This is a genomic window from Neobacillus canaveralius (genome assembly GCF_047237705.1).
Lineage (GTDB): Bacteria > Bacillota > Bacilli > Bacillales > Cytobacillaceae > Neobacillus > Neobacillus niacini_K.
The window spans coordinates 3,526,825-3,541,262 of record NZ_JBDFLL010000001.1 but is presented as its reverse complement, the minus strand read 5'-3'; the positions used below and the strand labels follow the sequence as shown (position 1 = coordinate 3,541,262).

Sequence of the window (14,438 nt, the reverse complement as noted above, 5' to 3'; positions counted from 1 at the left end):
CCCTTTTCACCTATTAGCTTAACACAAATCAACCATTTTCAGACAATTCAAGCCTGACCTATGTGTTTTTTAGTCTAGTCAAAAAAAAAATATGAGTTTAGTATAAAATCAAAAAGAGAGAGCGGGTTAATATGGAAATCATAAAATTGAACAAAAACCATATAGAAAATGCACTTGATTTAGTTTGGACGGTATTCCTAGAATTTGAAGCTCCTGATTATTCGCCCCAGGGAATTGAAGAATTCAAGAAATTTATATCTATTGATTCAATGATTAAACAATTTGAAAAAGAAGAGATAACCTTTTGGGGATGTATCATTAATAATGTATTAACTGGTGTAATCGCAACAAGAGGAAGCAATCACATCTGCCTGCTTTTTGTAAATAAAGACTATCATAGGCAGGGGATTGGAAAACGTTTATTTCATACTGTTTTAGAGGAATGTAAAAGGAATTCAAATTGTAATAACATTACCGTCAATTCATCTCCTTATGCGGTAGAAGTGTACCATCGACTTGGATTTGTCAATCTTGATCAGGAACAGACGGTAAATGGACTAAGATTTACTCCGATGAGCTATTCAATATTTAGAGGTATGTCTAGGAAATAAATGGTATGATTATAAAAAAATCAAAGGAGAAGTGAGGTAATCATGATAAATTATAATGGCCGTAGGTTTGTATCAATTGAAAATACGGAAAATGGGGAGGTTTCTTCACAAACAGTCTTTGAATATAAACAGGAAGGTAAAATCATCTCAGCAATTTACGGTGGTGGCGAAATTATACAGGGAACATTAATTGGATTGGTCCGGGAAGATGGCTGCTTAGAGTTCAGATACAATCATGTGAATTCGAAGGATGAAATTAGGGGCGGAAAATGTGTGTCTACTCCGAATATCTTGGCTGATGGAAGAATTAGACTATATGAACAGTGGAAATGGCTTGATACTGAAAATGCTGAGGGAAGTTCCATAATAGAAGAAGTTACGAGATAAGTAATGTTGAAGAAGAATAGGAAGTGCCAGGAACTGTCCAATACAGAGGATAGTGCCTGGCACGCTTTTTTATTTAGGAACATTGCTGATTTCTTTTCCTTGGTCGATGTCATAAAGTCTCTCCATGATTCTCCGTTTTCGAAATAACATTTTTCCTGCTTCGGCAACATCATTAATCGAAGAGCGATTAATAAACGCACCAAAAATCATGCCAGCAATCGGAATCATTTGAAAAAGCTTTTTCCACCCAAATGAATCTCGGTAGGTAGTCACTACTTCACGCCATCCCTGTAATTGTGAAATCATTTGCTGGTTTTGACCTCCTTGTCTAAAGGAAGATAACTCCTCTAGAATAGCCTTCTTCCCGACAATATCGGAGGAAGAAAATTGCAGGCATTTCACAATAAAAATCCTTTCTGATTTTTCTTTAGGATCATACCCATAACAAATGGAGATTTCTTGAAGGACTTTGAGTGATAATCCTAACAAAACAGGTATATCAATAGCTAACGTAAAAAGCCCGCCAATCCCTGTTGTGGCTCCTTGTACCGTGGCCATTTTAGTTCTTGAACTTCGTAGCTCTTCTGCAATTTCATCCATTTTACTTATCGGAACCTGTTCAAGTAATCCAATGTGAAGATCATCGGATGAAGAATCTGATGCGAATTTCTTCAATATATTTTCTTCTTTAATTAAATATTGACCGCCTGTCTGAATGTAGTTTCCTAATTCATCGATGGCCAAGCCGATTTTATCCTGAATAAATTTTGGGGTTAGCTTATCTAGCAGCATGAAGGGCAAGCGGCCAATTTTTTCCCAAAACCATAAATCTTTCTGTTCATTTTCCCAAGCTTCAATCTTTTTTAATTCATCTTTTAAATAATCAGCTGATTCACCATTTAACAAAACAATCCCACTCCAATTTCAACAAATTCTTAACATGTATATACGTGAAAGTCTCAAACAAGTTTCATCTATTAAGTACAATTTCAAAACTTCAATTTAATAGAATACACAAATGATCGATATATATACTAACTTTCCTTTTTGGAGGTCCTTACTTTCTGCACTGAAGGTCAAATACAAGGTTAGCTCATGAAGGAATATTTCGACCTATATAAAAATATTTATATAAAAAACAAATTTAAGTTTGTACATGATTTCCCTGTAGAGATTCTAGAAGGGAGCAAAGTCTTTGAATCGGAATCGAAATAGAAATGTTCAATTAACTATTTTTCTGCTATTTTGCTTACTCATCATTCTGATCGTTCATGCGGTTCTTCATATTAAAATTTATATTGTGTATAGCACAGGATTAGGTCCCCTATTTGTCATCGGGTTGATCATTTTCCTGATTGTCCTCTTATACTACAAAGGATAAAAAAGTAAACTAATAATTTGAATTAATAACTATTAAATGGTAAAATATAGCTCCATTGTAAATGAAAGCATCTGCAAAATAATTGTAGATGTTTCTTTTTGTGTTCGTGTGATTGGTCGTAAACGATGATAGGGAGAGGTGGCGGTTTAAGAGAATGAGTTCAAAAAGGCAAAAGTCAGTACGTGACCACAAAGATTATCAATTAGAAGTTGAGCGTTTAGAGTTTACAAAGGAATACATAAAAAATGTGTTGGAAATGTCGAAGGGGAATAAAGAACAGTTTATTGAAAATTTGAAGGAAGCGTTTGCTGACTTGGATACCTCAGACAGCAGTTTAAGTTACATGACCTTACTAACGAATGCTCAGTATTTGGAATTGGCACAGAGTGAATTGGAGCGATTGGCGAGTGTCATTGGAAAACCGTACTTTTCGAGAATAAACTTTAAAAGCAGCGGTGATACCGATGAAGAAATTCTTTATATTGGGAAAGCCTCACTATTTGACCGTGTGAACCAAATCCCGATTATAGTGGATTGGCGCTCTCCGATTGCTAATGTTTACTATGATGGACGACTCGGGGAAGTTACCTATGATGCTTATGGGGAACCCCAAAGTGGTTATCTATCTCTTAAAAGGCAATATGAAATAGAGAACGGTTTTCTAAAAGAGATAAGAGATATCGACTTAACCACACACGATGAACTCTTGCAGAAATCGTTATCTGGTAAAGCTGACAATCGCTTGACCGAAATTGTCGCCACCATCCAAAATGAACAAAATGACGTCATTCGAGCGTCTCTTAAACACCCCATCATCGTTCAAGGAGCTGCAGGAAGCGGTAAAACAACCATCGCACTCCATAGAATATCCTACTTCCTTTACTCTTCTGGATATCGATTCCCTCCAGAAAAATTAATGATTCTTGCACCAAACCGATTGTTTATTGATTATATTTCCGCTGTTTTGCCAGAATTAGGGGTAAACAAGATTAAACAAACCACCTATATCGATTTTATGAGACATTGTCTCGGGAAGAAAATTAAATTATTAACACCAAACTCAAAATTAATGGTCCTTATGAAAGGCGAGGAAAAATCAAAATGGTTACAATGGGTGTCAGGTTATAAAGGTTCCCTGGATTTTAAAGAATTAATCGACAATTATGTAAAAGAGATCGAGCAAACCCTCGCACCAACAAAGGATTTTATTGTTGAAAAATCACTTCTCATGAGGGGTCAAAAAATCAATCGACTCTTTTTAAAAGAATTTAACTACTTACCTATCTATAAAAGACTCGATAAAATAAAAAATTTATTGGCCAATGATTTGCGACTGAAAAAATCCATCATCCTAACCAAGATTAATAGTAAGTATGATGAAGCCTTAGAAAAGGCACTTTATAACAACAGAATGGACGCAGATAAAAGAAGAGAAAGAGTCGTCACCATCATGGATACAAAGGAAAAGCGCCTTAGGACCGTAGAGCAGGAGTCAAAGGCGGCTATTAAAAATTATATGGATCCTTTTGTAAGAAAAGATATTTTTGCATTATATAAGGACCTGATGACATCTTCTGAACTTTTACAAAAATATTCACATACTCTTACAGAAAAAGAGTGCAAGAAACTGAGCCTATATAGTCAAAGGATTTTTGCTAAAAAGGCACTGGAACTAGAAGATTTAGCTCCATTATTTTATATGAAATCGAAATTAGAGGGCATTGATGAACCATTTAAAATGAAGAGTATATTCATAGACGAGGCACAGGACTACAGCTATTTTCAATTCGCTGCGATGAAAGAAGGTTTCGAAACGGATTTATTTACGATCGTGGGCGATTTAGCGCAGGGGATTCATTCGTATCGGGGGTTAAACAGCTGGGAGCCATTAGTTACGGAAATTTTTCCTAATGCAAATTATCATGCCCTGCAAAAGAGTTATCGAACAACGGTTGAAATCATGCACTTAGCGAATGACATTCTCACGATAATGGGCAAAGACTTGCCAATTGTAGAACCAGTCATCCGGCATGGTGACAAACCGCGCTTTACAAAAATTGATCCTGGCAGCCATCAACAGGTAAAAGAATTATTAGAGGGAGATATTCAATTACTGAAAGAGCAAGAACTCAACTCAATAGCGATTATTGGAAAAAACGACAGCGAATGCTTGCGAATATTTAAAATGCTGGAGACTAGCAATCTTCCTATCCAGCTTTTAGAAGAGAAAGAGGATATGAAAAAGGGGAGTGTAGTCATCGTACCTTCCTACCTTTCAAAAGGATTGGAATTTGATGCCGTCCTCATTGTAGCCTTGGAAGAAGCGTATCGTGAAGAAGAGTTAGATATTAAATTACTGTATGTAGCCATGACAAGACCGATGCATAAATTGTACTTATATTCCTCCGAGCCATCACAATTGTTATTAGCGAAAGTAAACACTTCCCATTTCGAAATAAAATAAAAAGTGACAGGCACCATTCATAAACTGAATGGTGCCTGTCACTTTTTATCGTATATGTAACACCGTGCACCTGCCTCTGATAAGAACAACCAAGCGTTACTTGTAAAAATTAGCTCAAATTAGGCTGACCCACGGCACATAGTAGAGACTACTTATGGCTGCTTCCTTCCGGACCTGACCAGTTTCGTAGGTACCATTGCGCAGGACCCAATTTTTCAACACTATTTTTACAAGGCAGACCTTACTTGCTCAAACCTCGGGCAGGAGTTCAACCCCGCTATGGCGGATTGCGGGTTACAGGGCACCGCCAACTCCCCGTCTAGCACGGTATGTATAGGCTAGACTATTGCTTATGTTTTGTGTAGTACCGGCGCATGAAATGGCTGTAAGCCAGGTTCTGTTCCTGCGTGCTCAAACGATGCCAATCTCGCACAACAGGTGTAATCATATGACTATCAGTCACTTTAGACTGATCCATCCGTTGGTTCATAATTCCCTCAGAATGGTGCCCCTACCAAAGTTTGGGTTGCTCGCTCGTGGGGTTTACCCGTTCCATTTCTTCTGTTTCCAGAAGAATTCGTCACTGTGGCACTTTCAGGGTACTCGAAGCATATCCACGAAGGACTTAGCATAATTTCCCCGCCGTCAGTAGTAAGAACTGCTGCCCACCTTTACAGATGGCACGAACACTCCGGGCATCTCAGCACCGGGCGAGCCTGGACTTTCCTCAACTCATGTAAACATGAGCCGCGATTACTCACCATTTCATGTTTGTTTGTTATCGACTACGTAAATCAATATACCATAATAAAGTGAAAGTGGTCATTAGGAGAACTGCTCCAGAGATGGAAGATTAAGGTTTTTTTATAAATTACTTTCTTATTGATCATTATGTCATATTATTTCCATTAGAGTTCGTGGTTATAAATGAAAAGGAGATTGACATAGATTTACCATATTTGGGGGAAAGTATTGGAAAAAAGGTCAAATGGAGAAAAAAATGAACTTTATTTTTCGTGGTATAAAGAGTCACATAAAAAAAGACTTGAAACAGGTTCCTTCTGATCAGAAGTCTAAACCGTTTGTAGGGGTATTTACGTCACTAGATGAAAACATTTCATTTATTAAAAAAACTTTTTCTTGTTCAGATGATTTAATAATCCAGGAATTCAACGTAAGAAATAAACGGGGGATTCTTGTCTTCTTAAATACGATGACGGATTCGGATAAAATTCAAAATAATATTTTAAGTCCTGTTCTGGAAGCGAATGGTGACAAGCTCGAAAGTGTACTTAAATCTAAATTTCTAAAATCAGATAACTTAATCAAAGCGAGAGAAGAACTATTAAATGGATCCTGTATCATCGTCTTTGATAGAGACCAAGAATTTTACAGGTTGGAAGTGGCCATCTCCAAAGATCGGGCAGTCATTGAACCTAATAATGAACAAGTGATACAGGGATCTCATGAAGGTTTTATCGAAAATCTTTTGATCAATCTCCATTTAATTCGAAAATCGATAAGAACTTCAGACTTAGTCATGGAACAGTTATCAGTTGGTGAGCATATTCAATCCAAACTAACCATGGTTTATATGAAAGACCTTGCAAATAAGGAAATAATTAAAGAATTTAAACGGAGGATTGATTATATTTCTATTGATTATATACCCAGTATTGGATCTCTTCAGGAATTAATAGAAGATTCCACCTGGTCACCTTTTCCACAGATTTTAAGTACAGAGAGAGTAGATCGTGTAATAGGTCATCTGAATGAAGGAAGAGTTGCGATATTAATGGAAGGCAGTCCTTCTTGTTTACTTATACCCGTCACCTTCTTTGCATTCTTTCATTCACCTGATGATTATAATTCACGCTGGATGATTGGAACGTTTATCCGTTCCATGAGACTCGTGAGCATTGCCATTGCGGTTAATTTACCTGCTATTTATATTGCGATCATTGGTTTTCATTTCGAAGTACTTCCAGATGATTTAGTTCTCCCAGTTGTAAGTTCTATTCGAAATATACCATTTCCCCCATTAATTGAAGCACTTGTCATGGAGTTGACCATTGAGCTGATTCGTGAAGCGGGGGTACGGCTGCCAGCAAGAATTGGCCAAACGATTGGTATTGTCGGGGGGCTTGTAATTGGGGATGCGGTTGTCCGTGCTGGACTCGTTTCGAATACCATGATTGTAGTTGTGGCGATTACGGCAGTTGCAGCCTACAGCATCCCTTCAACGGAAATGAGCGATGCCGTTCGTTTATTGCGTTTTCCTCTTATGATTCTTGCTTCAACCTTTGGATTTGTCGGGATTATTTTTGGATTTATGTTTACTTTAGCTCATTTATGCCGGTTAGAATCATTTGGTACACCTTATTTTGCACCTTGGGCACCATTTCGATTAAAAGATATAAAAGATACTTTTATCCGTTTACCATTATGGAAATTTAATACGCGTCCAATCGATTCAAATCCGAAAAAGTTGAGAAAGCAATCCTTGTCAAGAGGGTGGAAGACTAATGAAACTAACCGCGAATAAAATTACTAATAAACAGCTTGTATTTATGATAATTCAGGCACAAATTGGTGTAGGAATATTATCATTGCCACATGATGTAGCATTAATAGCTAAACAGGATGCCTGGATTTCAACTATAATAGCAGGAGTCTTATCACAGGGTGTTATTTTCGTCATTTGGGGACTTTGCAGAAGATTTCCTGACCTTTCACTGTATCAAATACTTCCGAAATTACTAGGGAGAATTTTCGGAAAAATACTTATTCTTAGTTATTCCTTGTACTTTATGGTAACAGGGAGTTTAGTTCTAGCGAGATATAGTGACATTATCGATAAATGGATTTTGCCGCAAACCCCTAATTGGATCACCATGCTTTTAATGCTATTAACTTGCATTTACATCGTCAGTGAAGGTTTAACCAGCATTGCAAGATTCTATGTACTGGTATCGCCAATTTTGATTGTATTAGTAGCGTTAATTTCTTATGCGATGAAAGATGCGAACTTACTGTATATCTTTCCAATCGGGGATCATAGCATGCCAACCATATTGAAAGGTTCAAAAGAAGCAGCTTTCTCGATGTTGGGCTTTGAACTTTTTCTCTTTATCCACCCCTATGTTCAATCTTCCGGAAAAGAGAAGCTCGTTGCCATCACTACAGCTAACATGTTTGTTACATTCTTTTATACCTTTATGGTGATCGCAAGTATTGTCTATTTCGAACCTAATGTGGATATTGCACTGACTCCTGAGCCATTATTGTATATGATTAAAGCTTATTCATTTCAGGTTCTCGAAAGGACTGATTTATTTTTCTTATCACTTTGGCTTGTCATCGTTGCTACTTCCATAGCAAACTGGCTATTTTTATCCTCAATGGGGTTGGCTAGCCTTGTTCGAAAAAAACACTATGCTCGCTTTCTCCCGATTGTTGCTGGGATCTATTTAGTTTTGGCCATTATCCCCGATCGAGGGAAAGACTTTGAACGTTTTAATCAGGTTCTTGGGCCTTCGCACTATATTTTTATTGTCATTATACCGATACTTCTATTTATTCTTTCGTTTATTCTGACAAAAAAAGAAGCGGTGAGTAAAGTATGAAAGGCAAAAAGCCTATCTTGGTAATTCTATGTTTATTACTTACTGGCTGCTGGGATCAGCATCTGATGAAAAATGCGGTATTGGTTCAGATTTTAAGTTTTGATTTAACTTCGAAAGAAGAACTTTTATTAGGGGTCTCTATCCCGATTATTGAGGAGTCCTCCGGGGGTCCGCAAGCCATGGTGAAAAGTGAGACATTTTCTGCTAGCGGTTATACACCGAGGGATAGCCGTCTTAAAATCGACCGTGAAATAGCAGGTATATTAGATACATCTAAAAATAAACTGATCCTGTTCGGCGAACGTATGGCTGGTACCGGTATTTATTCCTCGTTGGATGTCATTTGGAGAGATCCACGAAATTCACTTGGCGCTACTCTGGGGGTTGTGGAAGGGGAGGCAGTTGATTTGCTTAATATTAAACCAAAACATGAGACAAATGTAAGTGAATATATTCAAGATGCAATTACAAGCGCAGAAGAAAACTCCGTCATTCCGAGTCAAACGATCCAAACGCTCGCTTCAGAATTTATTGATCCGGGAGAAGATACCCTCCTGCCTTTCCTTAAAATGAATAAAAAGAAAAGCGCAGTGGTTGTAGGATTAGCGTTAATGAATGATAAAAAATATACAGGAAATTTACCACCACAAGAATCAACTCTCCTGCTTTTATTGAATAACAAAAAAGGAAAAAACGCACGATTTACAAAACAAGTTAATAATGATGAGCAGCACGTAGTAAATGATTATATTTCCTTTAATATCCAAGATATGAAAAGAAAATTAAAGGTTCAAGTTAAAGATAGAGAGGTATTTGTTTCAATAAATTTACATTTAAAGATAAGTGTTGAAGAGTACCCAAAAGGGGATGTTCCAAAGGAAATGGATCGTCTAAATAAGTTATTATCAAAAGAGCTTACTGAAGACGCGAAACAGGTAATAACAAAATTACAGCAGGTGAATTGTGATGCTTTTGGAATTGGAAGGAGACTGATTGCGTTTCACCCCAAAACCTGGGAAATTCAAGATAAAAAGGAGTACTTTAAAAATATAAAGTTTAATACAGTTGTCAAAGCTGAAATTGTCAAACACGGAATTGTCAGGTAAGGATTGAAAAAGAAACCACAAGCTCTAAATAGCTTCGTAGTTTCTTTTTTGAAAAAGACGGAATATTTCTTTAATTAAAGGTATATATGTATAGAGAAAGTTACTTACCTAATGAAAGGATGATGTCTGAATGGATTGGCTATGGCTGGTTGGTCGGGCAGTATTTGGTCTTTATTTTGCTTATTCTGGTCTAAATCATTTCATCCAATTTCAAGGTTTAAAGCAGTATGCAGCCTATAAGAAGGTGCCAGCACCAGGACTATCGGTAGTAGTAACGGGATTAGTACTCCTAGCAGGAGGATTGAGCGTCCTTACTGCATATTGGATAGAATGGGGATTATATTTATTGGTACTATTCCTCGTTTTATCAGCTTTCATAATGCACAATTTCTGGAAGGAAACAGATCAGAATGCAAAAGTAGGCGAGATGAATCAATTCCTAAAGAATATTGCCTTAGCCGCAGCAACTTTAATGTTACTATCCATCACCAATTGGACCTGGTAAATTTATTATAAAATAAGTGTTTAGATTGGAAAAAGAATCATCTATGAGAACAAGCCGTTCACTTTTGAGTTAGCCTCATAGCAGAAATCAAATATAATAACAGTTATAAAAGCAGTGTGTTTCTCAATGAAAACACACTGCTTTTTTGCACGTTTACATGTTTAAAGTATTATTATTAACTTCTTTTACTAATGGGACAGAATAGTTAATTAAACTTTATTTTAAGAAACACCTTGTTTCATTATTGTAACAAATCACTCCTTTTGATATTAATGACTAAAAGTTTTGTATCTGTTTACTCTTGTTCCAAAAAGTATTACGCTACTAGTGCAGCCTTTCACCGTTATTATTTAAATTTTAACAATAACAATATAAATACTTTAATTATTGGAGATAACTATGCAAAATATAATTTTCATTGATATAGATGGAACATTAGTGAATGACCACGGAGTAATCCCAGAATCAGCTAAAATTGCTATTCGAAAAGCTAGAGAAAATGGAAACCTTGTTTTCATATGTACAGGGCGTTCTAAAGCAGAAATTTTCTCCGAAATCCTAGAGGTCGGTTTCGATGGTATGATTGCGGCAGCAGGGGGATATGTCGAAATAGGAGAAAATGTACTCTTGCACGAAAAATTGAAAAGCGAAGAAGTGCAGCATCTCGTTGAGTTTTTTAACAAACATGGTATTGACTTTTACTTAGAGTCAAATAATGGTGTATTTGCAAGTATCAACTGCAAAAATCACCTAAGTACCATTATAGAAAAATATATCATGGATCATTCTGATGCCATGGAAGAAATCAAAAGAGGTTTTCAGCCATTTTTTGATATTTTGATTGAAGGAGAAGAATTGGTTAGAGAGGATATAAATAAGATTTCCTTTCTAGACTCAGAAGTTCCTATTGAAGTGATAATGACAGAATTTGGAGCTGCATTTACCGTTATACCTAGTACAGTTTCACTACTAGGTAACAACAGTGGAGAATTATCTGTACTAGGCGTTCATAAAGCCACAGCAATTGCAAAGGTAATTCAGCATTTAAACATAGATAAAGAGAATACCTATGGTTACGGAGATGGTTTGAACGACATTGAAATGCTTGAATTTGTTAAAAACGGTATTGCTATGGGGAATGCAAAAGAAACAGTTAAGCAAGTAGCTGATGATATTACTGATACACACAATAATGATGGTATTTATAAAAGCTTTATAAAATATGGACTTATTTAATAAAAACAGCGACAAGTGTATAAAAGCTTGTCGCTGTTTTTATTATTAAAGACCCTAACTTTAAGTCAAAAGGCACAATCGTTCATTATGATTGTGCCTATTTTTAATTGCTTAAGGGAATCTTTGTAAAAAAATATTGACTAAACACAAATAATGGAATACACTTTAATTAACGATTAACACACTGTTAATTAATAAAAGAGGTGAATAATTAAATGAAAAATGAATTTACAACTCCAGATGGTTATACGAGTGATATTGCCGTTTTTACGATTACATCTGAAAGTAATGGTGAATATAAGCCTCCCATAAAAAGTTTGAAAATAATGCTGATTAAACGAAGTGAATGGGACCATGAAGGAAATACAAATATCGAAGCAGGGAAGTGGGCACTTCCAGGTGGATTTGTTCGGCCGGATGAGACAGCTTTTCAAGCAGCAGAACGTAAACTGGTGGAAGAAACGGGAGTGGATGGACTTCGGATCAAACATTTTGGTGTTTATGACTCACCTAATCGGGACAAAAGAGGCTGGATAATTTCAAATGCCCATTATGTCATAGCGAACGAAAACTCCTTGAAAAAGCGCAAAACTACCTATGACGCCCAAGATGTCCAGCTTTTTTCTATTGAAGAAGCTCTAGCTCTTGAACTTGCCTTCGACCATCGCAGTATTATTGATGATGCCCTCTGGTTTATCAAGAAAGATATGGCCCTCACCACACTTGCAAAACATTTCCTCCCAGAAGAGTTTGTGCTTTCGGAGCTTCAAGGAGTTTTGCTTACCGTTTTGGATGACCCATCCATCTCAACCGATGCGGCATTTTTTAGAAAAGCACCAACACTTCCATTTATAGAAGCTATATCGGAAAACGGGAAACTTAAGAAATCAAATGCATATTCGAAAACACCGGCACAACTTTACCGTTTTACAGATTTTCAACCGATTGTTTCGGTATATAGAAATAAACTAAAAGGTTAGGGGAGAGGTACAAATGGGGATTTTAAAGAATTGGACGCGTTTTGAAATAGCTTGGTTGTTCACCTTTACATTGATTAACATTTACCTGTTCTTCGCTTGGTCCGACTCACTTCTTGGTTTGATCTCATCTTTAAGTGGTATGCTCTGCGTGGTTTTAGTGGCAAAGGGAAAAATCGCAAATTATTATTTCGGGATTGTCCAAACGTTAACCTATGCTTATATTGCATACGGCTATGGCCTCTATGGAGAGGTTATGTTAAATGCATTGTTTTACTTTCCAGTACAATTTATTGGAATCTATATGTGGAAAAAGAACAAAACCGAACATGGTGTTAAGGGAGAAGATGTCAGAATAAGCAGCCTTACAAGAAAAGGATGGTTCTATACCTTAGTGTCTATCATCATTCTTACGATTGTCTATGGCTTTTTCTTAAAATTCCTAGGTGGCAATTTAGTATGGACCGATTCAGCCACAAATGTACTATCGATTGCAGCACAAATTTTGATGTTAAAGCGATATACCGAACAATGGCTACTATGGATTTCAGTCAATGTTTTATCAATTTTTCTATGGCTGGGTGTTCTAATCTCTCAGGGAGGAAATGATTTCTCCATGCTAGTGATGTGGTCAGCATTCCTTGTAAACAGCATTTACGGGTATGTGAATTGGAGAAAACTATCGATCAAACAAGTTCAGGAGGCGGCCTAAATGACAGTTGGTTTTATCGGAGGAAAATTCCTTCCCTTGCACCTTGGCCATGTGTATGCCATCGTTCATGCTTCAACGATCGTGGATGAACTGTACGTTGTTTTATCTCATAGCGAACTGCGAGACAGAGAGCTTTGTCAGGATACAAAAATGAACTATATTCCTGTTCAAATCCGGCTACGCTGGCTTTCACAATTAACCAAAGATATGCCACATGTAAAAGCAATTAGCATTGAAGATCATCAAGATAACGACAACTACGATTGGGCTGAAGGAGCACAATTAATAAAAAGAGAAATCGGAAAGCCCATAGATCTCGTTTTTAGTTCAGAAGTTCAATATAATGATATTTTTGAAGAATTATATCCTAACGCAAAGCATAAGCTGATCGATCCAATGCGTTCACAGGTAACCATCTCTGCTACAACCATTCGTACCGAAGGTGTCTATAAACATTGGGAGTTCATACCTGATTTTGTTAGACCTTATTTTGTAAAAAAGATTGTCATGGTTGGGACTGAAAGCTGTGGGAAATCATCCTTAACGAGAAACCTAGCTAAAATTTACAACACAACCTATGTAGAAGAATATGGCCGAACTCTATGTGAAGAATTGGGTGGCTGTGACGGGATTATGGTCAAGGAAGATTATCAAAGGATTGCTTATGGACATAAGATGGAAGAATTTAAGGCCATTGGAAAAGCAAATAAGCTTGTTTTTATCGATACAGAAGTCATTGTAACCCAGTTTTACTCAAACCTATACAATAATGAACATCAGCTGGTTCTAGATGAGATTGCAAAAATACAGGATTATGACCTATGGCTATTCCTTGAACCAGATGTAAAATGGGTGGATGACGGCTTACGTGTTCATGGCGAAGAGAAGGTAAGAGACCAAAACAATGAGAACCTAAAAACATTATTAAATAAGCATGATGTTGACTATAAAATCTTGAGTGGTAGTTATGAAATCAGGTTAAAAGGTGCCATGGAACATATTGATAAATTGCTACAGTAAAAAAATAAAAAATAAACCGATGAGCAGCTAATTTCCATCGGTTATTTTTATAATAATTAAATAGTCTTGTAATTTGAAAACTTTTAAAATATAATAAATTAAGTTTTTATTATTGCTATGTTGTTTAACTTAATTACGTAAATACATATTGTTAACCTTATCCAGAGAGGCAGAGGGACTGGCCCGATGACGCCCAGCAACCGCTATATTTATATAGTATGGTGCCAAATCCTACAGAACGAGGAAGTTCTGAAAGATAAGGAAGAGTATATTCAAAAACCCTCTTCCTATTTTTCGGAAAAGGGTTTTTTTATGGGGTGAAACAGTAAAACACGAACATTAATATAAAATATTTTAAAAATGTTCGATTTTGTATTGCTATTTTCGAATTTTTTTAGTAAATTAATAGACAA

General features: G+C 36.5%; 12 protein-coding genes, 2 other RNA genes and 1 riboswitch. Of the genes, 11 read left to right on the top strand and 3 right to left on the bottom strand.

What is annotated here, in order from left to right:
• The first annotated feature begins 131 nt into the window (after positions 1-131).
• Both ABC255_RS17750 and ABC255_RS17745 read left to right on the top strand, forming a co-directional pair.
• Positions 132-611: a GNAT family N-acetyltransferase gene (locus ABC255_RS17750; protein WP_412995529.1), complete on the top strand. Its 480-nt coding sequence runs from the start codon at positions 132-134 to the stop codon at positions 609-611.
• 42 nt (positions 612-653) lie between these two features.
• On the top strand, positions 654-998 hold the full coding sequence (locus tag ABC255_RS17745; RefSeq protein ID WP_412995527.1) for an avidin-fold protein: 345 nt from the start codon (positions 654-656) through the stop codon (positions 996-998).
• 69 nt (positions 999-1,067) lie between these two features.
• Here the strand turns inward: ABC255_RS17745 and ABC255_RS17740 are convergent, their stop codons facing one another.
• Complete coding sequence (locus ABC255_RS17740; RefSeq protein ID WP_412995525.1) at positions 1,068-1,904, bottom strand: EcsC family protein; 837 nt, start codon at positions 1,902-1,904, stop codon at positions 1,068-1,070.
• A 629-nt stretch (positions 1,905-2,533) separates the two neighbouring features.
• Here ABC255_RS17740 and helD point away from each other — a divergent pair.
• On the top strand, positions 2,534-4,843 hold the full coding sequence (gene helD / locus ABC255_RS17735) for an RNA polymerase recycling motor HelD (protein ID WP_412995523.1): 2,310 nt from the start codon (positions 2,534-2,536) through the stop codon (positions 4,841-4,843).
• Between the two features lie 62 nt (positions 4,844-4,905).
• On the opposite strand, the gene ffs is transcribed toward helD, so the two are convergent.
• Both ffs and rnpB read right to left on the bottom strand, forming a co-directional pair.
• Positions 4,906-5,171: signal recognition particle sRNA large type (gene ffs / locus ABC255_RS17730), an RNA gene on the bottom strand.
• Positions 5,172-5,224: 53 nt separating this feature from the next.
• Positions 5,225-5,608, bottom strand: an RNA gene (rnpB, locus tag ABC255_RS17725) — RNase P RNA component class B.
• A gap of 223 nt (positions 5,609-5,831) precedes the next feature.
• Here rnpB and ABC255_RS17720 point away from each other — a divergent pair.
• From ABC255_RS17720 to nadR, 8 genes are all read left to right on the top strand, one after another.
• Positions 5,832-7,388, top strand: coding sequence for a spore germination protein (locus ABC255_RS17720; protein WP_412995521.1), 1,557 nt, complete (start codon positions 5,832-5,834; stop codon positions 7,386-7,388).
• Positions 7,369-8,469 (top strand): GerAB/ArcD/ProY family transporter, encoded by a 1,101-nt coding sequence (locus ABC255_RS17715; RefSeq protein WP_412995519.1) that lies wholly within the window; start codon positions 7,369-7,371, stop codon positions 8,467-8,469. Before ABC255_RS17720 ends, ABC255_RS17715 begins: the two co-directional genes overlap by 20 nt.
• A complete protein-coding gene (locus tag ABC255_RS17710) occupies positions 8,466-9,575 on the top strand; it encodes a Ger(x)C family spore germination protein (protein WP_412995517.1) in 1,110 nt (369 codons plus the stop codon). Before ABC255_RS17715 ends, ABC255_RS17710 begins: the two co-directional genes overlap by 4 nt.
• A 130-nt stretch (positions 9,576-9,705) precedes the next feature.
• Entirely contained in the window at positions 9,706-10,080 is a 375-nt protein-coding gene (locus ABC255_RS17705) for a DoxX family protein (RefSeq protein ID WP_412995515.1), read from the top strand.
• 399 nt (positions 10,081-10,479) lie between these two features.
• Positions 10,480-11,316 carry an HAD family hydrolase gene (locus ABC255_RS17700; RefSeq protein ID WP_412995513.1) on the top strand — a complete coding sequence of 279 codons (837 nt, stop codon included), beginning with the start codon at positions 10,480-10,482 and terminating at the stop codon, positions 11,314-11,316.
• Between the two features lie 215 nt (positions 11,317-11,531).
• Positions 11,532-12,296, top strand: a complete 765-nt coding sequence (locus ABC255_RS17695) for an NUDIX domain-containing protein (protein ID WP_412995511.1) — start codon at positions 11,532-11,534, stop codon at positions 12,294-12,296.
• A gap of 13 nt (positions 12,297-12,309) precedes the next feature.
• A complete protein-coding gene (pnuC, locus tag ABC255_RS17690; protein WP_412995509.1) occupies positions 12,310-13,005 on the top strand; it encodes a nicotinamide riboside transporter PnuC in 696 nt (231 codons plus the stop codon).
• Positions 13,006-14,025 carry a multifunctional transcriptional regulator/nicotinamide-nucleotide adenylyltransferase/ribosylnicotinamide kinase NadR gene (nadR, locus tag ABC255_RS17685; protein WP_412995507.1) on the top strand — a complete coding sequence of 340 codons (1,020 nt, stop codon included), beginning with the start codon at positions 13,006-13,008 and terminating at the stop codon, positions 14,023-14,025.
• Positions 14,026-14,179: 154 nt separating this feature from the next.
• A riboswitch (SAM riboswitch) is annotated at positions 14,180-14,288 on the top strand.
• The last annotated feature ends 150 nt before the right edge of the window (positions 14,289-14,438 follow it).